Source organism: Mucilaginibacter flavidus, assembly GCF_024055575.1.
Classification (GTDB): Bacteria; Bacteroidota; Bacteroidia; order Sphingobacteriales; family Sphingobacteriaceae; genus Mucilaginibacter; species Mucilaginibacter flavidus.
Map to the genome: position 1 here is coordinate 1 of NZ_JAMXOE010000004.1, position 26,620 is coordinate 26,620.

A 26,620-nucleotide genomic window follows, 5' to 3' on the forward strand; every position below is an offset into this window, starting at 1 on the left:
TTAATGACCTGGAAAAGTCCTTAATGAAGGATATCGTTATTATCTGTGGCGGCGACCCTTATAAACTTGACGCAATCCTCAAAAGTGCCCCAGAATAATCTTCCGAACACCCATGGTGACAACACCAACAAGGGCAAAAAGGCGAAAAACACTCAACGCTTTTCATTTTCAAATCTTCAAATCAACTCATCTTCAAATTATTTCCACATCCGCACATCAAAAATTCGCACATCTATTTCCCCACCTCAAACTCCTTCTTCAACTTAATATCCTCTGATGATTGCCCTACCATCACCATAAATTTGCCCGGCTCAACCGTCCAGTTCATGTTTTTGTCGAGGATGGCCAGGTCATCGGGGTGCAGGGTGAAGGTTACGGTTTTCTTTTCGCCGGGGGCAAGGGTTATACGGTCGAAGCCGCGCAGGTCGTAGTCATATACGGTAACGCTGCTAATTTCCTGTTTAAGGTAAAGTTGTACTACATCGTCGCCTTTGCGCTGGCCGGTGTTAGTAACGTCGACGGTGACGGTGATGTCGCCTTGTTGATTTTCTTTTTCGGGCGATACCTGCAGGTTGTCGTAGGCAAAAGTGGTGTAGCTTAAACCAAAGCCAAAAGGAAATAATGCACCGTTAACACTGGTGTTACCCCAGCTGTTGGCGCCTCCTTGACCGGCTTGCGAGGCAGGTTTAAAGGGGAAATTAAGCTCCAATTGCCCTGTTGTTTTCGGGAAGGTGATGGAAAGCTTACCGCCGGGGTTGTTATCACCAAACAGCGTTTCTGCAACAACCTTACCGCTCTCCGGGCCGGGGAACCAGGCTTCCAGTATGGCCGGCACAAATTTGTTTTCCCAGTTTACGGTTAGGGGCTGCCCGTTTATCATTACCATAACTACAGGTTTGCCTGTTGCCTGCAATGCCTGTACCAGTTTCAGCTGGCGACCTGGCAAATTTAACCCGGTGCGCGACAGGCTTTCGCCCACCCGCTGCGAATCCTCGCCGACTACTGCAATCACCACATCAGCTTTTTTTGCAGCGCTAACGGCAGAATCAATAGATGCCTGTTCCAGATCCGTCAGCGGGGTTTCAATAATTTCGCTTTCGGGCCAGGTAGCGTCAACAATGTTGCAGCCTTTGGAATAGTTAACGGTTGCGCTGGTGCCCACATAATTCTTTATCCCGTCCAGTACGCTGGTTACAGGGTTGTGCGATGGGCCGTACCGGCTGGTGGCATAACTTTTATCAGCCGCCAGCGGACCTGTTACCAATATGTTTTTTATAGCTGATTTGTTAAGCGGCAGCAGGTTGCTTGCGTTTTTCAACAGCACCATCGATTCGCGGTTCATCTGCAAACCCATTGCAGATGAGGCTTCGGTATGCACAATTTTGTCGGCAGCTTTTGGGTCTTTAACATAAGGGTCATCAAACAAACCGAGTTTAAACTTAACGCGCAGCACGTCGGCCACCCGCGAGTCGAGGGTTTTCATATTGATTTTACCTTCTTTGTAAAGCTCCCGCAGGGGCATAATATATGTTTGCGGCATGCTGAAGTTGGTGCGTACATTTAGTCCGGCTTCAAACGCCTGGCGCACGGCCTCCTTTATATCGCCGGCTACATGGTGCTTACTGTAAAGATATTCAACTGCTTCACTATCGGAAACTACATAACCATTAAAGCCGAATTTTTGGCGCAGCAGTTCGGTTAAAAAATAGTAACTGCCGGTTATAGGCTCACCGTTCCAGTCGTTATAGCTACTCATTACGCCCAGCGGGTGCGCCTCCTGTATCACCCTGCGGAAAGGGTAGAGGTACAGCTGGTACATTTCCCTCGGCGCAACATGCGGGTCGGTACGGGCAGCGCCATCGCGCCCGCCTTTGGGCATGCTATAAACTGCGAAGTGCTTTAAGGTTGATGCAACGCCTTCTTCCTGTATACCCAGCGTCATTTGTTTGCCCAGTTCAGCAATTAAGAATGGATTTTCGCCGTATGTTTCTACTACGCGGCCCCAGCGCTGATCGCGGGCAACATCCAATATCGGCGCATAAACATTGGTATAACCAAGCGCCTTAGCCTCCATACCAACGGTCTGCCCGGCGCGGCGCACCAATGCTTTATCCCATGTGCTGCCGATAGAGATAGGCGCAGGCAATGATGTCGCCCTGTCGTGGTTTAACCCATGGATACCCTCGTTGGTAAAATCGACGGGAATACCCATGCGGGTTTCCTCGACAAACCATTTTTGTATAGTATTAATGGCTGATGCGTGCTTACTGTAAGGGTACGAGTACTGTGTTGGCGCATCATCAGTTTTTGAAGTTAAGTTGTTCAGTTCCTCATCAATATTGGCGATGCCGTCCTTCCAGACCTCGTTCTTCCACGATGGTGTGGGCATTTCCTCTTTTAATACCCGTTTATAGCCGTACAGCGTAGCCAGCTGGCAGGTTTTTTCATCTACCGTCATCTGGCTCAGCAAATCGTCGATACGCTTATCTATGGTTTGCGATGGGTCCTCAAACACATCCATTTTGCCGTTCTTGTTAAAATCGACCCAGCCTTTGTGGTAGATGGATTTTTCCTGGGCGGATGTTGTAAAACAGTAGCAGAGTAGCAGTGGTAGTAGCAGTCTTTTCATTGGGCAGGACTAATTGGTTGAGCCAAATATATAAGTTGTGTAGGAGATACACCGTCAAAACTTTGATAGTCGAAATATAAATCAACTAAAACGTTGTAGTAAACGAGTCCGAAAGTTATGCAAGGAAGATTTCAAGTAACACTTATGGAAAATGGACACAATGAGCATCTATGTAGTAAATCTAATTTGATATGATAGCCAAAAGATGTTTGTCAATTTTTTTGTACCTGATTATTATTAGCCCAACATGCGTAATTGCGCAGATGCAAAAAAAGTTGACGCCGCAGCCAGGCAAGGTATATATCAGTAAAACAATGGAAAATCTGGAATTATTAAGCGACAGCACATGGATTACTTCTATTTGGCATTCAAACCCGTATTCAATTTATCGAATAAAAAATGATACACTGTTTATTAAAGAGGCTTATAATTGGTATGGTCCTAATAATAGCCATGGTTATAAGGTGATTTTTCACCCCTATAAAATATTTGAAATTAATAGGGATACTATAATAGTAGAAAATGTGTTTCATGGCGAACTGCAATTGAAGCCCGACAATTGGGAGAACCCCCTGGTTTTTGTTAGTCTGGAAAAATTAAGGCAGCCTATTAATAACTTTAGATTTTTAAAGTTGAACTATGCTAATGTGTTTGACGGGAGCTTAGAAGTAATTGTAGATAGCACGCGGAGAATAATTTATAAAAAATATCCATCACCATTTAAGCATAATTCAGGAAAAGAGATTAAGTGGTCACGATATCTTTTACCAGCGGAATTTGAAAACTTCAAAAACATCCTGGCTTTGTCATTAATTTCCTCATTGCCAAATACGCGTGGTTGTAGTATTGACGAACCGCAAAAAGACTTCACTGTTTCTACAAATAATAAAACATATACCACAAAAGGCTGTATCCTTTACTATCCGCAAATTCAGCTTTTTAATTATCTGTATAATCTTAATAAAAGCAAATCAGTACAGACTAAATCAAATTAAAAGCTGTAATTGTCATAGTATTTCAAACAAAAAAGCAACGCCATGTTCCCACAACGCTGCTCAGATATTAATTAGGGGTTGGAGACTATCCAGCCATCAACACAAGTCCCATTCACTAATCTCCAACCTCTAATCGCTTATTTTGCTTGTCCGAACTCGCCGTTTGCTTTAACAGCAATTTCGTCGCTGATCATGGCGTTGCCAAATTTGGCGCCCAGGTTAAAATCGGCACGTTTAATGGTACCTGTAATCTGGAAACCTGCATCAGGTTTGCCGCCCATTGGGCTGGCAATAGTACCGCGGTACCATAGGTCGAAACTAACCGGTTTGGTAACACCATGTATGGTAAGGTTACCATTAAGCTTATACTTATTTTCCGAAGTTTTAGTAACGCCTGTTGTAGTAAAAGTTAACGTTGGATAAGTTGCAACATCAAAAAAATCTGCCGATTTAAGGTGACCATCGCGTTGGTCAACACCGGTATTTACTGAAGCTGTGTTAGCTGTAAGGCTAAATTTAGCGTCGCTGAAATCAGGTTTTGCAGCTACGATGCTGGCCGAAAAATCTTTGAATTCGCCGTCAACGTCAGATACCAATAAGTGGGTCGCGGTGAAAGTTAATTTTGAATGTGCACGGTCAACATTCCAGGTGGTTTGCGCAAAAGCTGCAGTGTTAAGTAAAGCGGCTGCGGCTATAATGAATAATTTTTTCATGATTGTTTTTTTCTTTTTAGAGTTTTTATTTTTTGTTGGGTCAAAGATAATATATGTTTAAACATGTATTTAATAAAAACGTGTTTATGCGCTCATTTTGACAATTGCATGAAACTGGACAGAATAGTATGACAAATATTACGTCTTTTCAATGGTTATGCTATTCCTATATTTGTAAAAACACCAATTATGAAAACCAGGGAACTTGGCAAAACCGGCGAAAAATTATCAGCAATTGGCTTGGGCTGCATGGGCATGAACCACGGCTACGGTACTTTCGACGATGAAGAATCAATTGCCACCTTAAAACTCGCTATCGACCTGGGTATAAACTTTTGGGATACAGCAGATGTGTATGCCAATGGCAAAAACGAAGAACTGCTTTCAAAAGTGCTGTCATCAAACCGCAGCAAAATTTTTATAGCTACTAAATTTGGCTTCAGGCAACGGGAGGGGAACGACGCATACCCCGGTGCTTCCGGTTCATATGTCGATTGCTCGCCGGCTTATCTGAAACAAGCTTGCGAACTCAGCTTGAAGCGGTTAAACATTGATACTATAGATTTATATTACGCACACCGTATCGATCCTAATATTCCTGTTGAAGAAACTGTAGGGGCGATGGCTGAATTGGTGAAAGAAGGGAAAGTGCGTTACCTGGGTTTGTCTGAAGCCTCGGCCGCGTCGATACGTAAGGCTTATGCCGTACACCCGATAGCGGCCCTGCAAAGCGAATATTCATTATTAACGCGCGATGTGGAAGCAGGTATTTTGCCTGTCTGCCGCGAACTGGGTATTTCATTGGTGCCATTTAGCCCGCTTTCCCGCGGATTGATAACCAATACCCTGAACCTTGACGAGCTGAGCAGTACAGATTTCCGTAAAACGCTGCCACGGTTTGGTGATGACTATAAAGACAACAACCAAAACCTTGCTGCCGCTTTTGCCGAACTGGCCGCTCAAAAAAAATGTACACCCGCACAATTGGCTATTGCCTGGGTGCTGGCGCAAGGTGAAGATATTATCCCTATCCCCGGCACCAAAAAAACAAAATACCTGCGCGAAAACGCAGCCGCTGTTGATATTGATCTGCCTGTTAGCGATTTGCAGGATATACAGGCCGTTATGGATAAATATCCAAACACAGGCATGCGTTATGCCGATGGGGCAATGAAGTTAGTGGATAAATAATTTAGAACGCCCGACATGTCATTGCGATCCGCTAACCAGCGGAGGCAACCGCACGCCGTGCACAACCGCAGTGCAGTTCAGCTACCGTTCAATCTGCTCTGTAAAGTTCGCGGTTGCCGCGCTCGTTCCTCGCTCGCAATGACAAATTTTTTAATGTCTTTTCTTTTTCACACCGTTAAATAACCCAAGCCCACCCCGTTAAAACACCCCCCTGAAATTGGGTTAAAATACCCCCCTTAATTATTTGTGTGCTAATGCATTACGGGTTAAATTTGTCTTAACTAAACCATGAGTGCAATAGAAGTAATCATACGCGACCAAACCTTTAGGATATTACGCAACAATGCGGATAAATATACCTTTAGTGTGTTTAACTACGCAACCTGCCACATCATCACTAAAAACGATTATGGGATATGGAAACGCGTACAACACCTTTTTGGAACAGAGATAATCCCGATTGACGAAATCGGCGAGATTATCGATAAACAGTTCACCCCATGGCCCGGACAAGAAGGGCAGTCAGCCGGTCGAAAGACGGGGTGATACTACATATAAAAGTTTGATTTGATATTTTATTGAGATAAAAAGCTTTATCCCAACCAGGAAGGCTATGCACCTTAATAAATGCTATAAAAAAAATTGCGGCAAATAATCTGCTCCAGTGAGAGGGAGCGGACTTTTAATGCAATATGCTGAGTTGTTGTTGTTAGGCCCCCTCTCTTTTTAGAGAGGGGCTGCTTTTTTGATACCGATATCAGAAACCCTTTCCCATAAAAAAGTCGTCTACCTTTTTGTTAAACTCATCGGTATGCTCAATCAGCGTACCGTGGCCCGAGTTGGGTACCACCCACATATAGGCTTTGGCAATGTTTTCATAAATGGCAGCCGTATGCTCAATGGGTATCAGGTCGTGGTCGCCGCAGATGATAAGCGACGGACATTTGATGGTCTTTAGCGCCGAAAGTTTTACGTTTGGCTGCAGCCAGTCGAGCATAAATATTTTCCAGTTGTTTTTTTCTTTGGCGGTGGTCCACTTTTTATCCTTGTTTTTGCCATAATAATCACGCATGTCTTTCCATGTGGCAGGAGTTAATGCAGTTGAATCGGGCCATAAATTGGCACCGGTGGCGGCAAACCTTATTACTTTATCTGGGTGCCGCATAGCCATCAATATGGCGTTTATGCCGCCATCGCTCCAGCCAAGTACGTAGCTTTTGGTAATATGCATGGTATCCAATAATGCTGCAAAATCATCGGCCATCATCTCAAAGCTTAATGAATCGCGCCCATCAGTCGATTTCCCATGTGCGCGACTGTCCACCGCAATTACTTTATATTTTTTTGCGAAGTATGGGATGTTTTTAGCAAATGCCGACATACTGCCACCGTTGCCATGTGTTAGTAGTAGTGGCTTGCCCTGGCCATAAACTTCAACATACATTTTAATACCACGTATGTTATAATACCTGCCGGCGGCAGGGTTGTTGCCGTAAGGGACTTTTTTCTGCTGGGCGTAGGTTAGTCCCACAACAATGTGAAGCAGGCACAAAAGAAGTAATAGCTTTTTCATACTTTTCCGTATTTAATAATAAGGTATATAAGTGCAGCGCTAAATGCCAGGCCAATAATCAAAGGAATCCAGAATGGTTTCGGGCGGTATAAAGTTGTTGCGCCGATGTAACGGTTCCAAAATAAAAGTTCCATAGTATAGGCGCCAATATAGCCTGATATGATAGCGATGCCGGTGTTAATGTTATAATTCGCGGCGATTATTGCCACAACTGCAGTAAACGCAAAACCATACAGCACAACCAAAACTGCTTTGGCTGCATTTTGCGTTTTACTCAGGTTAATGGCCATCAATATCGAGCCAAACAATACGCTGAAGAGCATCGAGAAAATAACAATAATTCTTTTTGTATAGTACTCCGGCGCGTCCGGGTCTTCAATGTATAAGCCCTTGTCGATCCTGTTAAATCCTCCCGAATTACCATTAGCTGCCGCAACAATGTCTCTACGGGCCTGCATGTCTTCCGCTATTACACGCTCCTCGTCTTCCGAGAACTCAAAGCCTCGTATTTTTAATTCCTCGACCGAAGCTTCTACAGTTTCAGGTAAATATTTTTCGCGGTTGTTAACGCGCTCACGAAGTTCTTCGTCCGACCGCATTGATGCCCGAAACTTGAAATTATCATCCATTATTTAAATTGTAACCAGGGTTTATATTGCCTAAAATTAAATAAAAATTCCAGCTATGCACCTGCCCGACAATTTTATTCACCGGTATTATTATCCTGTTAAAAAATTATAGATTTATGGCGAAACTTAAACAATACGGCACCAGCTAAATTATGCAAAACCAACCCACAAACGTACCCCAAACAACCGGCGGGCGCATCCGATCCATCATAGGTGGTTCATTAGGTAATTTGGTTGAATGGTACGACTGGTATGTTTATACTGCGTTCTCTTTATATTTTTCCGGCTCGTTTTTCCCAAAAGAAAACGAAACTGTACAACTGTTAAACACAGCAGGTATTTTTGCTATAGGTTTTTTAATGCGACCAATTGGAGGCTGGGTAATGGGGACTTATGCCGACCGGAAGGGCCGCAAGGCTGCATTGACTTTGTCGGTGTTGTTAATGAGTGTAGGTTCATTGATTATTGCGATTTCGCCTGGTTACAAGCAAATAGGCGTTGCGGCACCTTTTATCCTGGTACTGGCCCGCATAATACAAGGCCTTAGCGTTGGCGGCGAGTACGGTACCAGCGCTACCTACCTTAGCGAAATGGCCACAAAAAAACACCGTGGGTTTTATTCAAGTTTTCAATACGTTACGCTGATAATGGGGCAGTTGCTGGCATTGGGCGTATTGGTGTTATTGCAACGGGCTTTTTTAACAGACAAAGAGTTACACACATGGGGTTGGCGGATACCCTTCGCCATAGGTGCGGTGCTGGCGGTAACGGTTATGTATTTGCGGCGCAGTTTGCAGGAATCGGTAACTATTGATGAGGATGTTAAAACTCGCTCAAACCGGGGCACCATCAAGGCATTGGCAGAACATCCAAGGGCGGTATTAACCGTTATTGGATTGACGGTTGGCGGTACTGTTGCGTTTTACACCTTTACCACTTATATGCAAAAGTTTTTGGTAAACACATCAGGGTTTTCGAAAAACAGCGCCACACTCATATCAACACTTACATTGGTAGGGTTTATGCTGCTGCAGCCTGTATTTGGCTTATTGTCTGATAAAATTGGCCGAAAGCCATTGCTGATAGGTTTTGGTGTGTTGGGGACTTTAACCACTGTGCCTATACTTACAGCGCTTACGCATACCAAAGATGTTTGGATAGCTTTTGCTTTGATTATGTGTGCGCTGATTATCGTTAGCGGCTATACCTCCATTAATGCTGTGGTAAAAGCAGAGCTGTTCCCGGCAAATGTGCGGGCCCTGGGTGTAGGGTTCCCATACGCCATAGCTGTATCATTATTCGGCGGTACCGCCGAGTACATAGCTCTCTGGTTTAAAAATGACCATCACGCCGAATGGTTTTACTGGTATGTTACCATTTGCATTGTACTGTCGCTGATTCTGTACGTTACTATGAACGATACAAGGAAACATTCAAAGATAGAGGGCGGGGATTAGTTGATAGACCATCGTCCATAGGATTTGAATATTCTGGCGTGGGCGAATGCAATTCGCCCACGCCAGACCGGTAACATGCAGAAATTGCTCTCGCCGGTACAAATGGAACGCTTTAATGTGGTTTTTACTCGCCCTTGGCTCTTTTAAAAATGGGCAAGCTGCCAATAATTATTACCAAACACCCTAAGAAAAAGCCCTCTGTTATGGCGACTAATTCATGATTGAAAGGAAGCAAAAGAGCAAGGCCATTAACGTCACCGGAATAGTCTCTATGAAAGGATATAATATGTATAACAAATGATTCGAGCAGCCATCCTATGTTTGTTAAAATGGCGACGAGCAGTATTAAATAAACATTGCGATCCAACTTTTTGAAAAATAAAAAGAATGGGGAAAACGAACCCAATAGCATCAACCAATAGGCGAAATTATATGGCCCCGTGGCCTCGTTCCAGAAAGAATAGCCATTTATTAAAAAGACCAATACGACGAAAGACGCCAGGTTTAAAATAGCATAAAATATCAATATCCATTTAATAATGGATAAAGCGTTATTAAAATCGATATTTTTAAAAAACTTCCGGGCCAGTATGATAACCAGCACACTTATAAAAATTCCCTTTATTAAATGAGTACCGATTAACCCCCAAATTTTGAAATATATTTCCATTCACAATTCATGTGTAACCGACCCAAAGTAACATAAATAACTATCAAATAGCCGGATTACCCGCATATTCCTTCCACAACTCATCAACCGTTTTGCCGGTTTGCTGTTTCCAGGCGGCATCGGTGTAGGTATGTTTTCTAAGCTGGCTGTCCAGTTCTTTTACAAGTCCGGGTTTCTTTTTTTCTTCAATCCATACTAAAAAACGGGCAGTAACGCGGTAGGCATTATCATAGTTTTGCGTTGGTTTAAATTCAGGCAATACCCATTTTGCAGCAGGGTTATTTACACCGAATTTGTTGCGTGCATAGTCGGCAATGCCTTCGGTAAGCCAGCCCGGGCCAACTGTTTCGCCATAATCCTGTACAATGTGCATCACTTCGTGGGTAACCACGTCAATATCTTCAGGGCGTTTGTGAAGCCAGCTTGAAGCGATGGTAACTTTACCGTCTGCGGTTGCGGCGACGCCCTTATAGCTGGTATCAACGGCCATTGTTACTTCTTTAAGTGTTCCGGGGTTATATTCGCCTGCCAGTTTGGGGTAAACAATATAAAATGTTTTAACCAGCCGGGTTAGCTCTGCGGTATCGAGCGTGGCATCGTTATTGGTGAGTGTTAATTTGTAGCCGTTGCTTATATAAACTTTGGAAGTTTGGGCGGTGGCAGTTTTAACAACCAGGGCAGATAGCAGGGTGGCTAGCACAAATATTTTTTTCATCGTTGGAGTTCTTGTTTTAAGCCGCAATAATAGAGATTTAAAATGCTGAAATGTGTGACTGACATGTAAAAATATAATGACCCAGCCGGAATTTTGACGATATATCACTTTTACCTCTTGTTAAGAAATCGTTCTCGAACTGTAAGTTTTTAAACTTTGCAAATCTGCCTCGTAAAAAACGCTAATTTTGCAGCTGCATTTATATGACAGATACAAACACACTATATCAACAGGCGGTATCCCTGTTGCAACAATTGATATCCATACCCTCGTTCAGTAAAGAAGAAAACCTTACTGCTGACGTAATTGAGCATTTTTTGCGGGATAATGGCGTGAAAACACACCGCAAACTCAACAATATTTGGGCATATAATAAATACTTTGATGCCGCAAAGCCTACTATTCTGCTCAACTCGCACCATGATACGGTAAAGCCAAACTCTGGCTATACCCGCAACCCGTATGATGCTAAAATTGAAGACGGCAAGCTTTATGGCCTTGGCAGTAATGATGCCGGGGGCTGCCTGGTATCGCTGATAAATGTATTCCTTTACTTTTATGAAAGGGAAAACCTTAAATACAATTTTTGCCTGGCCACCACGGCCGAAGAAGAAATATCAGGTGTCAACGGTCTCGAACTGATTATCCCCGAACTGGGCAAGCTTGATTTCGGCATAGTAGGAGAGCCTACCTTAATGCAATTGGCCATAGCTGAGCGCGGTTTAATGGTACTGGATTGCGTGGCCCACGGCAAGGCCGGTCATGCCGCCCGAGAAGAAGGTGAGAACGCCATTTACAAGGCCCTTGCAGATATTGAATGGTTCCGCACTTACCGTTTCCCCGAAGAATCGGAGGTTTTTGGGCCGATAAAGATGTCGGTTACTATTATCAATGCAGGGTCGCAGCATAATGTGGTGCCGGCAAGCTGTACGTTTACGGTTGATGTGCGGGTGACCGACGCATACCGAAACGAAGAAGTATTGGAAATTATCCGCCAGCATGTAAGCTGCGATGTTACGCCGCGTTCCATCCGCCTAAAACCGTCAAAAATTGATAAAGAGCACCCGATAGTAAAAGCAGGCGTTGCGCTGGGCCGCACAACCTATGGCTCGCCAACCACATCCGATCAATCGCTGCTCGATATTCCATCGCTTAAAGTCGGTCCCGGCGATTCGGCACGGTCGCACACTGCTGATGAATTTGTGTATGTGGACGAGATTAGGGAAGGGATTGAATTGTATATTAAGATGCTGGAAAGCATAGTTTAAGATTTACGAATTAAGATTTACGAGTTACGATTTTGTTCGTGATTGTTTAATTTTAGCCTATAACCTAAAACAAATAATCATGACAAAAGAAGAACTCAAACAAAGAACAAAAAACTATGCTTTAGCAAATGCAAGGTTGGTACTTGCATTGCCTTACAACATTGTTAATAAAACTATGCCGACCAGTTAAACAGAAGTGCTAGTTCAACAGGCGCAAATTACAGGGCCGCATGTCGTGCAAAGTCAAAGAATGATTTCATAAACAAGCTGAAAATAGTTGAGGAAGAATTAGATGAAACTTTGTTCTTTCTGGAGTTATTGATAGAATTAAATCCGGAGCTAAAAGAAAAAATAGACCCCATTTATAAGGAAGGCAACGAACTTCTTTCTATTATTGTCGCTGCATTAAATACTTTAAGGGGAAATTAAGTTTACGAGCGGCTTAAATCGTAAATCGTAAATCGTAATTCGTAAATCAAAATGGCAAAAATCTGGCAAAAATCTGTTACTGTTAATGAGTTGGTTGAAAACTTCACGGTAGGTCGCGACCGCGAGTTTGATCTGCAGATGGCTGCTTTTGATGTGCTTGGATCGCTTGCGCATACTCAAATGCTGGAGAGCATCGGCCTGATGAGCGCTAATGACTTGCAGTTAGTTCAACAGGAATTAAAAAATATTTACAAAGATATAGAGCAGGGCAATTTTACTATTGAGCCTGAAGTAGAAGACGTGCACTCGCAGGTAGAAATGCTGCTGACCCAGCGCATTGGCGACGCCGGCAAAAAAATACACAGCGGCCGCTCCCGTAACGACCAGGTGCTGGTTGATTTGAAACTATTTTTTCGCCACGAGTTACAGGATGTTGTTGAAGAAACTGAAAAACTTTTCCGCTTACTGATTGAGCTGAGCGAAAAACATAAAGACATATTACTGCCGGGTTACACCCATTTACAGGTTGCTATGCCATCGTCGTTTGGTTTATGGTTTGGCGCTTATGCCGAAAGTTTGGCGGACGATTTGGAGCTAGTTTTGGCTGCTTATAAAATCACCAATAAAAACCCTTTAGGCTCCGCTGCAGGTTACGGTTCGTCATTCCCGCTAAACCGTACGTTAACTACCGAACTTTTAGGGTTCGATAGTTTAAACTATAATGTGGTTTACGCACAAATGGGCCGCGGTAAAACTGAGCGGATAATAGCGCAGGCATTATCGTCTATCGCGGCCACACTTGCGAAAATGGCCATGGACCAGGCGCTATATTTAAGCCAAAACTTTGCTTTTGTAAGTTACCCGGATACGCTCACCACCGGCAGCAGCATTATGCCGCATAAAAAGAATCCTGACGTTTGGGAAATTATGCGCGGCAAATGCAACCGCCTGCAGGCCCTGCCTACCGATGTGGCCATGATGACCACTAATCTTCCATCAGGTTATCACCGCGAACTGCAATTGTTAAAAGAATTGTTGTTCCCGGCATTTACCGACTTGAAGAACTGCCTGCACATGGCAACTTTTATGCTGCAAAATATTACTGTAAATGCCGATATATTGAATGACCCCAAATATGCCTACCTGTTTAGTGTAGAAGAAGTAAACCGCATGGTGTTAAATGGAACACCTTTCCGCGATGCTTATAAACAAATTGGTGCAGCTATTGAACAAGGCAATTTTAACCCGGATAAACAAGTTAACCATACCCATGAAGGCAGCATTGGCGATTTGATGAATGCTGAAATTACAGCGGCGTTTGATAAATTGGTAGGCAGTTTTGATTTTGGGAAGGTGGAAAAGGCGGTGGAGAAATTGGTTTTCTGATTATTAAAGGCTAATTTGGTCTAATAATTAACCGAAACTTTATGCGCCTTCAAAATAATCCACTCAATCTCTTATTACTGGCAATAACCGTTGTCGCTTCGTGTAAACCAGACAATAAAACGCTAAATATTGTAGGTGATATAAAAGGAATGAACACCAAAATGGTTTTCCTTTACAAAACCTATCCTATACGTAGCCCTGCTATTGATTCAGCCCGCGTGGTAAATAACCATTTTGAATTTAGTATCCATGCAGATACTGTCATCCAATCCCAGTTCGGTCGTATTGGTTTCACCGATGCAGACAGTAAACGAAATGGTCTGGCAATTATTAATCCATATTCGCCGCATATAAACAAGCCGGATTTATACGGTGATTTTTATATCGAGCCTGGCAGAATAATATTTTCCGGCGATTTGTCGGCGAACAGGTATGCTGGTATTTCAATGACGGCCGGAGAGCAAAATGATTTTCACTTTAAGAATGTCGACCTCGCCATCACAATGATAAATAAAGACAGCGTCGCCCGAAAAAAACAGATCAACCGCTACAGAAAACTCATTGCTGATAACCAGCATGCCTACCCTGCAATGTTCGCTTTGTATAACTGGCGTTTTAGTTTAACAAATGTTGAATTGAAGGAATTATATGACGAATTTGATGACGAGTTGCAGCATAGTTATTTAGGTAAAAAGGTTAGCGAATTTCTGAAAAACCGCCCCGGCGAACACGATTTAAAACCAAACGCCTTATTAACTGGCCAGGATGATAAATCATCGGAAATGATCGATACTACTAAAAAGCTGAATATGATTGTTTTCTGGGCGAGTTGGTGTGGTCCGTGCAGGCTGGAAATACCAGCGCTAAAGGAGGCTTTTAATGAGTTTAAAAACAACCGTAATTTCCGAATGGTAAGTGTTTCGATTGACAAGAATAAGGAACAATGGAAACAAATGCTGGAGTTGCAAAAAATGCCATGGCAACAGCTTGTCGGCAATGCTGCCGATTTAGAAAAAATAAAAATACAGTATAATCTTGGATATATTCCACAAGTCTATTTTGTCAATAATAAAAGAGAATTAATTAGCAGGGTTGGCGGGTTTGACCCAGCCAATGAACAGGTTTTTAAAAAAATAATTGCGAATTATGCTAAGTGACCTTTATTTGGCAAGATTTAATAACAAGGATAAGACAAAACAATGAACGGACAAAACCGAAACGATATTTATCCCGGCCTTGAAGTGGACATCATCCTAAAAAAGGACCAGCGCTCCGGTAAACGAACACGGGGTGTTGTAAAGGATTTATTAACCAGTTCTGCATTCCATTCGCGCGGGATTAAGGTGAGATTGGAAGATGGGCAGGTAGGCCGCGTTATCGAAGTATTTGAAGATTAATTTCTTTATTAAAACTTACTATATTAGGGAATTATTAATCTTGCGGACTCAAAAATTATGGCCAAACCCCTTAAACCAGACAAACGATTTTTTTACCGCCTCGACGCGCATTACCGCTTATTTATTGCGCTGGCAGTTGCAGCAATTTCATTTTTTTGTATTCACGACAGATTGCAATTGCCATCGCTGATTTTATTTACCTGGATAAGTTTTGCCTTGTCCGTAATATTGCTCGACTGGATAATTATCGCCACTTCACACCCCAAAGAAGTACGGGCAATTGCCAAACTGCAAGATTCGAGCCGGACAGTTTTGTTCCTGTTTGTAATTGCTGCTGCTGTAGCCAGCTTAGGCGCAATAGTTATGCTGTTAAAATCGGCAAAGGGGCACTCTGGTGGCGAGAGTAGTCATATACTGCTGGCCATTTTTGCTGTGGTGGTCTCGTGGTGGCTGGTACATACTATTTTTACCCTGCTGTACGCCCATCTTTATTACGATACAGATACTGACGCAGGCCAGAAAAGGGAACCGGGCGGACTGGATTTTCCCGGCAGGGATGCGCCTGATTATCTTGACTTTGTTTATTTCTCGTTCGTTATCGGCATGACGTTTCAAACTTCCGACGTATCTATCAGTTCGCGCAAAATACGGCGTTTCAACCTGGTGCATTCATTGCTGTCGTTTGCATTTAATACGGCTATATTGGCGTTGAGCATTAACGTAATTTCAGGAATGATATCTCAATAGAATTGGGATTTCACCGATTAAGAAAAGATTACACCGATTAATTGGTCAATACCAATCGGTGTAATCACTAAATAATCGGTGAAATCATAAATAAATTAATCCAAATTAAAAAGTACCGGTTTATCCCTATCCATAAACGTTGGTCTCAACAGGTTCAAGCCTAGTTTTATATTCAACTGCTCAACAACGTAATCCGACAACTCGGGCGAGTAACGTTCGTCGTGCTGGTGCATAAAAAACCAAACCGATTGCAAACCCATTTGTTTCCATTGCGCGATGCGCTCAAGCCATTCGTCGCAGCGGGCATAGTCGGTAGGGTGGAGGCTGTTGCCCACAAACCGGATAAAGGCATGCGGCGTGGGTAGTTCCATGTGCACCACATCACGGCGGCCTGATGCATCGGTTATTACCGCACCGATTTGCAAATCATGCAGCATGTTAAATACGGCTACGCGGTTACTTGCATCAGCAAACCATTCCTTGTGGCGCAGCTCTAAAAATACCGGGACATCTCTCGGTAACTGTTCCAGGTAAGCTTTTAGCTCAGGCAGACTTTTTGGTGTAAAATTATCAGCTACTTGCAAAAACAACGGGCCAAGTTTGTCGCCAAAGGCCATAATGCCTTCATAGTATTTGGTGGTTATATCATCAGCATTTTTTAACCTGCGGAAATGGCTAATGCTTTGCGAAAACTTTGGGCAAAATTTAAAGTTGGGATTAGTCGCCGCTTTTTCTTTCCATTTAGCGATGGTTTCTGGCGGGTAAACATTGTAAAATGTTGCATTAAGCTCGATACTGTCGAAATGCTTTACATACTCATCCAAAAAATTGGCGTCTTTGGTTTTTGGCGGATAGATTTTACCCAGCCATTCTTTGCGGCCCCATTTGGCACAGCCCACATGAACCCTCAATGGCTGATTATTCTTAGCCGACGCCAGGGTTTTTACAGTTAAATCAGTGTCTGGCGGAAGCGTAAAATCTACTTCCATTAATTCCCCTGGCGTTACGCGGCCAAATTCCATTTAGTTGATAGTTGATGGTTCATAGTTCATGATATGAACGCGATAAAAGTAGTAAATAGTGGCTCAAATCGGATAAGTAGCCAGATTTATTTTGCTAAAAGTTTCTCAACTCAATCAACCTATCCTAACCCAATCCAAATAATCAACTACCCCACCACCTCCTTAAACTCCGGCTTCACCCTTTTTTTCGATGCTTGCTCATAAGCGTAACCCAGGGTAATAATATCAGCCTCTTTGTAGGCCGAACTGATAAATGAAATACCAACCGGCAACCCATACGCGTAACCCATAGGCACAGTTATATGTGGGTAGCCAGCCATCGCAGCCGGGCTCGAAAAACCGAAGCCGTTATCATAATCGCCATTTACCAGGTCAATACATACTGCGAAACCATTGGTTGGGGCTGTAATAGCGTCGAGTTTGTTATCCTTTAACAGTTTATCAATGGCGTTGCGGGTAATGGTAGTAGTTTTTTCAACGGCATCAAGATATTCTTTCGCGTCGAGGCCGCCTTTGGCATTGGCTTGCTCCAGTATTTCCTGTTTGAAAAATGGCATGGCTTTAGCCTCGTTGGTTTTGTTAAAAGCTATTACCTCTGCCAGCGATTTTATTTTCGAATTTGCTTCGCTCAAATATTTGTTCAGGCCATCTTTAAACTCATAAAGTAACACAGTAAACGAATTTTTGCCAATCTCTTTTAGCTGTTTGTATAGCTCAACCTCAACAATTGTGGCGCCCTTGCTTTTTAGCGTGTTAATGGCTTCCTTAAATATGGCATCCATAGCCGGGTTAACCTTCAGTCCGTCTTTTTCTACACCGATGCGTTTGCCTTTGAGGCCGTCGGCATTTAAAAATTTGGTGTAATCGGCTTCAACTTTGCCTTTGCTGGTTAGGGTATACACATCCTGCGGGTCCTCGCCTGCTAATGCACCAAGCATTATGGCTGCATCACGTACGGTACGTGCCATCGGCCCGGCGGTATCCTGTGTTTTTGATATAGGGATAATACCGAAGCGACTCCACAAACCAACAGTGGGTTTAATACCCACCAGCCCATTCACGGACGATGGCGATACAATCGACCCGTCAGTTTCAGTACCGATAGCAATAGCACACAAATTAGCAGATGCCGCCGACCCCGAACCTGCGCTCGAGCCGCTGGGATTACGGTCTAAAATATACGGGGATTTGGTTTGACCGCCGCGACTGCTCCAGCCACTGGTGGAGTGTGTACTGCGGAAGTTGGCCCACTCGCTTAAGTTGGTTTTACCCAGCAACACAGCGCCTGCTTCGCGTAGTTTATGGGCGATAAAAGCATCCTGCTTTGCAAAGTTATCGCCGATGGCTGATGCTCCGGCGGTGGTGTGCATGTTGTCGCCGGTGTTGATATTATCTTTTATTAAAACGGGTATACCATGCAGCGGTCCGCGTACTTTGCCGGCCGCACGTTCTTTGTCCATGGCATCGGCCATGTTAAGTGCATCTTTATTTACTTCTATAACCGAATTTAGCTTTGGTCCGTTTTTATCAATTTCATCAATGCGTTTCAGGTACATCTCTGTTATGGAGCGCGAGGTATATTCCTTGCTCTTCATTTTCGCCTGAAGGGTGTCGATAGTTACCTCGTTTAAAGCAAAGTCGTCAGTCTTATTAGCAGCGGCATCGCCGGTTGATTCTTTTTTTGAAGATGACGGACTGCATGAAGCCGCGCCAAGGGTTGCCAAAGTTAACCCCGCCAGCGAGCCGGTTTTTAGGAAATTTCTTCGTTGCATGATACTGTTTTGATTGATACCTACAAGTAACGAATTTTTATAGAATTATAGTAATGCAAACAAAAAAAACATTGGATAATGTGTTTTTGATATAATCGGCAGATCTACTTTTTCAGGGTGGAATCTTGCTTTAAATTTAGATGAAGCCCCTGGGTGATAAGCAGTATAAAATAATACTTTGCATTTGTAACAAAGTATTTAGACATTTGTCTATATATATAAATACCAAAGAAAATTGAACTCGTTGTTTAAAGCACTTAACGATCCCACCCGCCGGGAGATACTTGAACTGCTAAAGGAGAAAGACCTTACAGCCGGCGAGATTGCTGACCAGTTTAATATCTCAAAGCCCAGCATCTCGCATCATCTGGATTTGCTGCGGCAGGCAGGCCTGGTGGTATCAGTTAAAGAGGGGCAGTTTATCTACTACTCGCTGAATACTACTGTAATGGACGAAATGCTTAAATGGATTATTAGTTTACAATCACCTAAAAAATAAAATAAATCACGATGAAAAAGTTTACATATATGGATTTGGCCGCACTGGTAGTTTGGGTGCTGCCCGCCGCATACCTGGCAACAGTTTATGAAGCATTGCCTGCAATTGTTCCTGTTCATTATGGTATTAGTGGCAAAGTTGACCGGTACGGCGATAAAAGCGAAATGATACTATTGGCGGGTATCTTGTTATTCACCGCTTTATTGGTGTACCTGCTTTTGAAGTTCCTGCCGGCTATCGACCCGAAAAAACAAGTAAAGGTGGGCGAGGAGACGTTCAGGAAAATAGGTTTTGCCGTTGTTTTGTTTTTGTCGGCACTAAATATTGCCATCATATTTGCCACTGTTCATCATGGCTTTGCCATCGATAAATTGATATTACCGCTGGCCGGGTTATTCTTTGCATTTATGGGCAACGTAATGAATAGCATTAAACCAAATTATTTTGCAGGAATACGTACGCCCTGGACGCTGGAAAGTGAAGATAACTGGCGCACAACGCATCGGCTGGCGGGCAGGTTGTGGTTTGTCGGTGGCATTGTAGTAACTATTGCTACGCTGTTATTGCCGGCAACATTATCAACCATCGTGTTTATTGGCAGCATAGCGGTGCTTACGCTTGTGCCGGTTACGTACTCATACATCTATTTTAAAAATCATCAAACCAACCAAAACTAAATGAAGAAATTACTTATTTGCACCATGGCTTTTTTTGCAACAGGCCAGGCAATGGCGCAGGATATAACCGGCAGCTGGATGGGGACCATATCTGTGGCCGGCGTAAACCTGCATCTCGTTTTTAACATTACCAAAACAGTAAATGGCTACTCTGCTAATTTTGATAGCCCGGACCAAAAAGCATTCGGCATAGCCTGCAGTAAGGCGACATTAAAAGGGGATAGCCTGAACATACAAATCGCAGCTATCGGCGGTGGCTATAAAGGTTTATGGGATGGCAAGAACGACATCACCGGCACTTATTCGCAGGGCGGGGGCAGTACGCCGCTGAATTTAAAACATATTACTGCGGATGAAAAGGCAGCTTTGGGAAAAGATAAGATACGGTCGCAAACACCAAAACCACCCTTTGGGTATTACAGCCAGGATGTTGAATACGATAACACGGATAAAAGCCTGCATTACGGCGCAACATTTACCCGCCCCAATGGCGATGGTAAATACCCGGCGGTGATCATCATTAGCGGTAGCGGTACGCAGGACAGGGACGGTACAATCTTCGGTCACAAACTGTATTGGGTGCTGGCGGATTATCTCACTAAAAATGGCATTGCTGTTTTAAGGGTTGATGACAGAGGCGCAGGCAAAAGCACACTTGGTGATATAAAAAACGCCACCAGCCTTGATTTTTCACACGATGTGGAGGCTAGTCTTAATTATCTGGAGACACGTGCCGACGTCGACAAAAAGCACCTGGGCCTTATCGGTCATAGCGAGGGTGGTATGATTGCCCCAATGGTTGCAGCACGGCGCAAAGATGTAAGTTTTATTGTGATGTGGGGCGCATCAGAAGTTGGCGGCGCCAGGATAAATACCGAGCAAAATGCTTACCAGCTTAAAAAACTGGGAATCGATAGCGTTTCAGTTAAAGCTTTTGCCGATTTGAATGATGACATATTGGCACTGTTTGCTTTATCAGGATCGGTGGACGCGCTGGATGCGAAAATTACGCTCGTTTTTGATGCCTGGAAAAAGGCCCAAACCCCAGAAACGCATAAAGCGCTCCGTACTACCGATTTAAACGGACCGGATGTTTTTAAACAATACAACAGTTTATACAACCTGCCATGGATGCGGTATTTTATAATTTATGATGCGAAAAAAGACCTTGCCCAGGTAAAATGCCCGGTACTGGCCGTAAACGGTACTAAGGATACCCAGGTTGACGCAACTGCCAATTTGGGTTTGATAAAAGAGATACTTACCAAAAACGGTAATAAAAATGTCGAGGTTCGACCTTTAGAAGGCCTAAACCACTTATTGCAAACTGCAACCACAGGCGATGTTTCGGAATACGAAAAGATTGATGAAACCATGGCTCCATCAGCCATGAAAATAATTGCCGACTGGATTAAAATTCATACAAAATAATTGCGTTAGTAAGAGAGTCAAGAATCAAAACAGCAAGAATCAAGAGAAAAAATATCTTTCTATTTTATATAATTTTTTCTTAATCTTGGTTCCTGGCGCTTACATATTGACGCTATTTTAAGTATGAAAAAGTTTATATACTCAGTTACTTTAACACTGATTTTTTTAATTCCGGTATACCTGAAGGCGCAGCAAGGCGACCTTCGCCAGCAAATAAAAGAGATCACTAAACCTATAAAAGGCATAGTTGGGGTATCGCTGATGGGCCTGGAAAGCCGCGACACACTTTCCGTTAATGGCGGCGCCCGTTTGGTGCTCCACAGCGTAATGAAGTTCCCGATTGCGTTAACCGTGTTGCATTTGGTTGATTCGGGCGTGTTGAAGTTCGATCAGAAAATCCATTTTAAAAAGCGGGACATGGTGAAAAATACCCACAGCCCGTTGCGCGACAAATTTCCGGATGGCGATGTTGACGTTACCATTGCCGATTTGCTGGGTTACATGGTATCGCAAAGTGACAACATAGCCTGCGATATGCTGCTGAAAAAAATTGATGGCCCCAAAACCGTGCAGGACTATATGCTCCGGTTGGGTATAAGGGGAATTGCTGTAAGGGCAACCGAGGCCGATATGGCTTCGTCATGGGAGCTGCAATATACCAATTGGTGTAAGCCTGTTGAAATGACCATTTTGCTGGATAGATTTTACAAAGATGACATCGTTTCGAAAAGCAGTACTGATTTTCTATATAAAATAATGCTCGAAACCAGTACCGGCCCAAAACGATTGAAGGGACTGTTGCCTGCAACAATGCCGGTAGCTCATAAAACCGGTACGTCACCAACAAATGATGCAGGTTTGTCGCCGGCCACCAACGATGTTGGCATAATCACGCTGCCGAACGGTAAGCACCTGGCTATTTCGGTATTTGTATGCAATTCAACAGATGATGAGGCGACAAGGGAGGGCACAATCGCAAAGATTGCAAAAGCTGCGGTTGATTTTTATGGGAAATAGATGTCAATTTTCGTAGAGACGCAATACTTGCGTCTCGGACCAATAACACAAAATGAACCCGGATTCTTGTTAATTTGATTTGCATGGGGGAGACGCAAGTATTGCGTCTCTACGGGAGAAAAAATTTAATCCAAAGCCTCAGCTATCTCAACAAACCCCTTTTCCCTTGCCAAATCGGCGGCCAGCTTGCCGCCTTCCATACGGGCAGTAACATCAGCTCCATGTTCCAGCAATAATATCAGCAAATCGATATTGCCATTTTGTGCTGCCGAGTGGAGGGCAGTGGCACCGGCTTGCTGCTTTACGTTAATAAGCGCGTTATTTTCAATTAGCATGCGGGCAATTTGGGTATAATTGCCGGCGGCGGCAGAATGCAGCGGATATACCCGGAAACCATTATTCGACGGCATATTTACATCGGCGCCTTTTAATACCAGGTATTGCGCAATTTCGGCGTGCCCAAAATAGCAGGCCAGGCCAAGTGGGGTAAAGCCATCTTCGGCATAAAAATTTATGGCATCTGGGTGGGCGTAGACCAGGTTAGCAACCACATCAAACCGGCCTGCGGCAGATGCTTCGAACAGGTTTATTTCATCAAGATATTTTAAAATAATGTCGGTTACTTCCGGCTTTTTGTAATAGCAGGATAGCATCAACGGCGAAACCTGGTGACTGGTTCGGGTTTTTGCCAGCGCGGGGTTTTCGCGCAGCAAAGCATCAAGATTGTCCAGGTCGGCATTAGTTATGTATTGTTCCAGTTTCTCAACACCCATTCTCTATATTTTTCTTGCGATACCAAGGTAAATGTAATTAGTCGGAGAATTTTTTAACCCAATTTAGCGTTTATTTCCTAACACCTTCCAATATTACTAAAAAATTAAAAAATCAACGTAAATAAGTTGTTTAATCTATTAACTTTATATTTGCACTATATCAGGGGTATATCAGAATGCCGGTAAAAGGAAATCAATTTAAATCAAATAGTTTCAAGCCAGAGAATCAGCCACGCCAGCCAGCATCAAAGGCTGAGAAGGAGCGGCCTATCAAACAAAGAGTGGGAAATCCCTACTCGCGCGACCTGCTGAACAGCAAGTTAATAAAAATTTCCGGGTTATTTCTACTGCTGTTATCAGTATATTTTTTGGTGGCGTTTACATCCTACCTTTTTACCTGGCAGGAAGACCAAAGCTACGTATCGCCCACCAACGGCGGCTGGCATAACCTGTTCCGCACCACACAAGAGCTGATGGAAAACCATGTAAAAAGCCCGGTAGTTGAAAACTGGGCCGGTAAACTAGGCGCATTGGTGTCAAACCAGTTTATATACGAGTGGTTCGGGCTGGCATCGTTTGTTTTTGTATTTATATTCTTTATAGCCGGCTACCGCATGGTTTTTAAGGTGCGCCTGTTGCCGCTAAGCAAAACGCTGGCCTATGGCTTTTTCGCTTTAATATTTATTTCGGTTACCATAGGTTTTTTTCACGCATTTTTAAGTAATGCTCCACACTATGCCGAGGGAGGGTTTGGTTTCTATACTAATCAACTGCTCGATGCTCAAATAGGCCAAACCGGGACTGGAGGTATACTTGTTTTCCTTGCTTTAACAGTATTGATCATAGCGTACAACATCGACTTTAAAATACCTAAACGCGAGCCAAAAACGGTAGAGACAGCGCCTGTCGGCGACATTGTACCGGAGCCGATTGAACTGGAAGAAGAAGAAATTTCGATTCCTAAAGAATGGCCTGGCCGCGCAAACAGGATAAAGGAAAATGCTGAAAAAACAGTTAACCCCGAGACGCTTAAACAACAGGAATTTGTACAAAACCCGGTTTTTCATGAGCCGTTAATACTAACTCCCGACCCTGAGATGAGCCGGGATGTTACAGAAAGCGATATCCCGCTTACGGTTGGGGTGGAAAGGCCAACCCCTGTTTTAAACATTGAAACAGCGGATGATGAAAAGGCCAAAAGCCTGCTCGACCAGTTCGGTATTTATGACCATAAACTCGACCTTGCATCGTACAAATATCCGCCGCTTGATTTGCTGGAGAACTATGGCTCAAATAAAATAAGTGTAAACTCCGACGAGTTGGAGGCCAACAAAAACAAAATTGTTGAAACGCTGAATCATTATAATATCGAGATTGATAAGATAAAAGCTACCATTGGCCCGACAGTTACCTTATATGAAATTATCCCTGCACCGGGTGTGCGAATCTCTAAAATAAAAAACCTGGAGGATGATATTGCCTTGAGCCTCGCCGCTTTGGGTATCCGTATTATTGCGCCGATGCCGGGTAAAGGCACTATAGGTATCGAAGTGCCCAATCAGCACCCTGAAATGGTTTCCATGCGGTCGGTTTTATCTACCGAAAAGTACCAGAATACAACGATGGATTTGCCGATTGCGCTTGGTAAAACCATCAGCAATGAAGTATTTATTGCCGATTTGGCCAAGATGCCCCACTTGCTGGTTGCAGGTGCCACCGGGCAGGGTAAATCGGTTGGCATCAATGCCATATTGGTTTCGCTGCTGTATAAAAAACACCCTTCTGAATTAAAGTTTGTATTGGTCGACCCTAAAAAGGTGGAGTTAACTTTGTTCCGAAAAATCGAGCGGCACTTTTTGGCCAAACTGCCTGATGAGGCCGATGCGATTATTACCGACACAAAAAAGGTGGTTAATACGCTTAACTCCCTTTGTATCGAGATGGACCAGCGCTATGATTTGTTGAAGGACGCGCAGGTACGTAACTTAAAAGAATACAACGAAAAGTTTGTACACCGTAAAATAAGCGACCCCGAAAAACACCGTTACCTGCCCTTTATTGTGCTGGTAATTGATGAGTTTGCCGATTTGATGATGACTGCAGGCAAGGAAGTTGAGGTACCGATAGCCCGTATTGCACAGTTGGCCCGTGCTGTGGGTATACACCTGGTAATTGCCACACAAAGGCCGTCGGTAAATATTATTACGGGTACCATTAAGGCCAACTTCCCGTCGAGGCTGGCATTCAGGGTATTGTCGAAAATTGATTCGCGCACCATATTGGATAGCGGCGGCGCCGACCAGTTGATTGGTCGCGGGGATATGCTGCTATCGACCGGCAGCGACCTGATACGTTTGCAATGCGCTTTTGTAGATACACATGAAGTAGAGCGGATATCAGATTTTATCGGTAACCAGCGTGGCTATCCATCGGCAATGTTGCTGCCTGAGTATGTTGGCGAAGGCGAGACAAGCAGTCCTAAAGACTTTGACCCGGATAACCGCGACCCGATGTTTGAAGATGCAGCCCGCCTGATAGTGCTGCACCAGCAAGGATCTACATCGTTAATTCAACGCAAAATGAAGCTGGGTTACAACCGTGCCGGCAGGATCATCGATCAACTGGAAGCCGCCGGCATAGTGGGGCCGTTTGAAGGCAGCAAGGCCAGGGATGTATTATATCCTGATGAATACAGCCTCGAACGCCACCTGGAAACGCTGCAAAAAGGCGGCAATTAAACTTATCGTCCCCGAAGGGTCTCTTGAAAAGGACCCTGCGATGTGGAAAACAACAATTAAACCTTTATCTTAATTTTTATTCTTAATTATGTACGATTTGATAATCGTTGAAACAATTTTTTAAAAATACGCTCTAATACTATACGGATCCGATCCGGAAGAAAAATGAAAAAACTACTTATATTTTCGATACTAACAGTACTGACCGCCGGTTACGCATCGGCCCAAAAAGACGCAGACGCCAAAGCCATTTTAAGCAAGGTAAGCGCCAAATACAAAATGTACGACGTGGTTAAAACCGATTTTGTGTTTACTCTTGATAACCAGCAGGCTGGCGTAAAAGAAACCCAAACAGGGACACTTACAGCAAAATCAAAATTGAATAAGTTTAAAGTGAGCCTCTACGGTACAGATGCGGCGACAAAAAATGTTGCTCAGCAGGAAATTATCAGCGATGGCAAAACCCAGTGGACCTATCTTAAAAAGGATAACGAGGTACAGGTAAATAACGTTGATAACAGCGGCGAAGGGCTAAATCCGGCCAAAATATTTACTATTTACGAACACGGCTACAAATACCTGTACACAGGTCTAAAAAAGATAGGAGGTAATATTTACCAGGAAATTGACCTTACCCCGGAAGACGATAAAAAAGGCTTTTTTAAAGTGAGGCTGGAGATTGACAAGGCTAAAAGTCAAATTTATAGCGCCCTGATATTTGATAAAAACGGTAACAGGTATACTTATACTTTAAAAAGTTTTGTACCCAATCCGGCAGTTGCCGATGCCATGTTTACCTTTGATGTTAAAGCGCATAAGGGTGTTGAGGTTGTTGATTTGCGGTAGAGGTTAGTGATTAGAGGCTGGAGATTAGAGATTAGTTTTTTGCGTT

The 26,620-nt window shown here is 43.6% G+C and carries 24 protein-coding genes and 1 pseudogene; 16 read left to right on the forward strand and 9 right to left on the reverse strand.

Annotated elements, in window-relative coordinates; genetic code table 11:
* Positions 1–232: 232 nt before the first annotated feature.
* Positions 233–2,629 (reverse strand): glycoside hydrolase family 3 N-terminal domain-containing protein, encoded by a 2,397-nt coding sequence (locus NAF19_RS09195; protein ID WP_252789747.1) that lies wholly within the window; start codon positions 2,627–2,629, stop codon positions 233–235.
* 314 nt (positions 2,630–2,943) lie between these two features.
* Here NAF19_RS09195 and NAF19_RS09200 point away from each other — a divergent pair, with 314 nt between their 5' ends.
* Positions 2,944–3,624 (forward strand): hypothetical protein, encoded by a 681-nt coding sequence (locus NAF19_RS09200; protein ID WP_252789748.1) that lies wholly within the window; start codon positions 2,944–2,946, stop codon positions 3,622–3,624.
* A 137-nt stretch (positions 3,625–3,761) separates the two neighbouring features.
* Here NAF19_RS09200 and NAF19_RS09205 read toward each other — a convergent pair whose 3' ends face one another.
* Complete coding sequence (locus NAF19_RS09205) at positions 3,762–4,337, reverse strand: YceI family protein (RefSeq protein ID WP_252789749.1); 576 nt, start codon at positions 4,335–4,337, stop codon at positions 3,762–3,764.
* 189 nt (positions 4,338–4,526) lie between these two features.
* Between NAF19_RS09205 and NAF19_RS09210 the strand changes: the two genes are divergently transcribed.
* Complete coding sequence (locus NAF19_RS09210; RefSeq protein ID WP_252789750.1) at positions 4,527–5,528, forward strand: aldo/keto reductase; 1,002 nt, start codon at positions 4,527–4,529, stop codon at positions 5,526–5,528.
* A gap of 288 nt (positions 5,529–5,816) precedes the next feature.
* Positions 5,817–6,074 carry a hypothetical protein gene (locus tag NAF19_RS09215; RefSeq protein ID WP_252789751.1) on the forward strand — a complete coding sequence of 86 codons (258 nt, stop codon included), beginning with the start codon at positions 5,817–5,819 and terminating at the stop codon, positions 6,072–6,074.
* 211 nt (positions 6,075–6,285) lie between these two features.
* On the opposite strand, the gene NAF19_RS09220 is transcribed toward NAF19_RS09215, so the two are convergent.
* Both NAF19_RS09220 and NAF19_RS09225 read right to left on the reverse strand, forming a co-directional pair.
* Positions 6,286–7,101, reverse strand: a complete 816-nt coding sequence (locus tag NAF19_RS09220; RefSeq protein WP_252789752.1) for an alpha/beta fold hydrolase — start codon at positions 7,099–7,101, stop codon at positions 6,286–6,288.
* Positions 7,098–7,730 carry a Nif11-like leader peptide family natural product precursor gene (locus NAF19_RS09225; protein ID WP_252789753.1) on the reverse strand — a complete coding sequence of 211 codons (633 nt, stop codon included), beginning with the start codon at positions 7,728–7,730 and terminating at the stop codon, positions 7,098–7,100. The genes NAF19_RS09220 and NAF19_RS09225 overlap by 4 nt, the downstream gene beginning before the upstream one ends.
* A 152-nt stretch (positions 7,731–7,882) precedes the next feature.
* Between NAF19_RS09225 and NAF19_RS09230 the strand changes: the two genes are divergently transcribed.
* A complete protein-coding gene (locus NAF19_RS09230) occupies positions 7,883–9,187 on the forward strand; it encodes an MFS transporter (RefSeq protein WP_252789754.1) in 1,305 nt (434 codons plus the stop codon).
* Between the two features lie 124 nt (positions 9,188–9,311).
* Here NAF19_RS09230 and NAF19_RS09235 read toward each other — a convergent pair whose 3' ends face one another.
* Both NAF19_RS09235 and NAF19_RS09240 read right to left on the reverse strand, forming a co-directional pair.
* Positions 9,312–9,857, reverse strand: a complete 546-nt coding sequence (locus NAF19_RS09235; protein WP_252789755.1) for a hypothetical protein — start codon at positions 9,855–9,857, stop codon at positions 9,312–9,314.
* 43 nt (positions 9,858–9,900) lie between these two features.
* Entirely contained in the window at positions 9,901–10,572 is a 672-nt protein-coding gene (locus NAF19_RS09240) for a basic secretory protein-like protein (RefSeq protein ID WP_252789756.1), read from the reverse strand.
* A gap of 203 nt (positions 10,573–10,775) precedes the next feature.
* Between NAF19_RS09240 and NAF19_RS09245 the strand changes: the two genes are divergently transcribed.
* The 6 genes and pseudogenes from NAF19_RS09245 (at position 10,776) to NAF19_RS09265 (ending at position 15,799) form a co-directional block, all read left to right on the forward strand.
* Positions 10,776–11,840, forward strand: a complete 1,065-nt coding sequence (locus tag NAF19_RS09245) for a M20 family metallo-hydrolase (protein ID WP_252789757.1) — start codon at positions 10,776–10,778, stop codon at positions 11,838–11,840.
* Between the two features lie 237 nt (positions 11,841–12,077).
* Positions 12,078–12,269, forward strand: a pseudogene (locus NAF19_RS30730) (four helix bundle protein); the annotation flags it as partial.
* A gap of 51 nt (positions 12,270–12,320) precedes the next feature.
* Positions 12,321–13,655: an argininosuccinate lyase gene (gene argH, locus NAF19_RS09250; protein ID WP_252789758.1), complete on the forward strand. Its 1,335-nt coding sequence runs from the start codon at positions 12,321–12,323 to the stop codon at positions 13,653–13,655.
* A gap of 41 nt (positions 13,656–13,696) precedes the next feature.
* A complete protein-coding gene (locus tag NAF19_RS09255) occupies positions 13,697–14,812 on the forward strand; it encodes a TlpA disulfide reductase family protein (protein ID WP_252789759.1) in 1,116 nt (371 codons plus the stop codon).
* A 42-nt stretch (positions 14,813–14,854) separates the two neighbouring features.
* Positions 14,855–15,052, forward strand: coding sequence for a YwbE family protein (locus NAF19_RS09260; protein WP_252789760.1), 198 nt, complete (start codon positions 14,855–14,857; stop codon positions 15,050–15,052).
* Positions 15,053–15,109: 57 nt separating this feature from the next.
* Positions 15,110–15,799 carry a DUF1345 domain-containing protein gene (locus NAF19_RS09265; protein WP_252789761.1) on the forward strand — a complete coding sequence of 230 codons (690 nt, stop codon included), beginning with the start codon at positions 15,110–15,112 and terminating at the stop codon, positions 15,797–15,799.
* Positions 15,800–15,894: 95 nt separating this feature from the next.
* Here NAF19_RS09265 and NAF19_RS09270 read toward each other — a convergent pair whose 3' ends face one another.
* Together NAF19_RS09270 and NAF19_RS09275 are read right to left on the reverse strand one after the other, a co-directional pair.
* Entirely contained in the window at positions 15,895–16,821 is a 927-nt protein-coding gene (locus NAF19_RS09270) for a DUF72 domain-containing protein (RefSeq protein ID WP_252789762.1), read from the reverse strand.
* A 146-nt stretch (positions 16,822–16,967) separates the two neighbouring features.
* Positions 16,968–18,593 carry an amidase gene (locus NAF19_RS09275; protein ID WP_252789763.1) on the reverse strand — a complete coding sequence of 542 codons (1,626 nt, stop codon included), beginning with the start codon at positions 18,591–18,593 and terminating at the stop codon, positions 16,968–16,970.
* 235 nt (positions 18,594–18,828) lie between these two features.
* On the opposite strand from NAF19_RS09275, the gene NAF19_RS09280 reads away from it, so the two are divergent.
* From NAF19_RS09280 to bla, 4 genes are all read left to right on the forward strand, one after another.
* Positions 18,829–19,092, forward strand: a complete 264-nt coding sequence (locus NAF19_RS09280) for an autorepressor SdpR family transcription factor (RefSeq protein WP_252789764.1) — start codon at positions 18,829–18,831, stop codon at positions 19,090–19,092.
* 11 nt (positions 19,093–19,103) lie between these two features.
* Entirely contained in the window at positions 19,104–19,769 is a 666-nt protein-coding gene (locus NAF19_RS09285; RefSeq protein WP_252789765.1) for an SdpI family protein, read from the forward strand.
* Complete coding sequence (locus tag NAF19_RS09290) at positions 19,770–21,200, forward strand: alpha/beta hydrolase family protein (protein WP_252789766.1); 1,431 nt, start codon at positions 19,770–19,772, stop codon at positions 21,198–21,200. It abuts the gene before it with no gap.
* Between the two features lie 123 nt (positions 21,201–21,323).
* On the forward strand, positions 21,324–22,217 hold the full coding sequence (gene bla, locus NAF19_RS09295; RefSeq protein ID WP_252789767.1) for a class A beta-lactamase, subclass A2: 894 nt from the start codon (positions 21,324–21,326) through the stop codon (positions 22,215–22,217).
* A 125-nt stretch (positions 22,218–22,342) separates the two neighbouring features.
* On the opposite strand, the gene NAF19_RS09300 is transcribed toward bla, so the two are convergent.
* Positions 22,343–22,990 (reverse strand): ankyrin repeat domain-containing protein, encoded by a 648-nt coding sequence (locus tag NAF19_RS09300; RefSeq protein ID WP_252789768.1) that lies wholly within the window; start codon positions 22,988–22,990, stop codon positions 22,343–22,345.
* A 176-nt stretch (positions 22,991–23,166) separates the two neighbouring features.
* Between NAF19_RS09300 and NAF19_RS09305 the strand changes: the two genes are divergently transcribed.
* Together NAF19_RS09305 and lolA1 are read left to right on the forward strand one after the other, a co-directional pair.
* Complete coding sequence (locus tag NAF19_RS09305; protein WP_252789769.1) at positions 23,167–25,728, forward strand: FtsK/SpoIIIE family DNA translocase; 2,562 nt, start codon at positions 23,167–23,169, stop codon at positions 25,726–25,728.
* A gap of 165 nt (positions 25,729–25,893) precedes the next feature.
* On the forward strand, positions 25,894–26,574 hold the full coding sequence (gene lolA1 / locus NAF19_RS09310) for an outer membrane lipoprotein periplasmic chaperone LolA1 (RefSeq protein ID WP_252789770.1): 681 nt from the start codon (positions 25,894–25,896) through the stop codon (positions 26,572–26,574).
* The last annotated feature ends 46 nt before the right edge of the window (positions 26,575–26,620 follow it).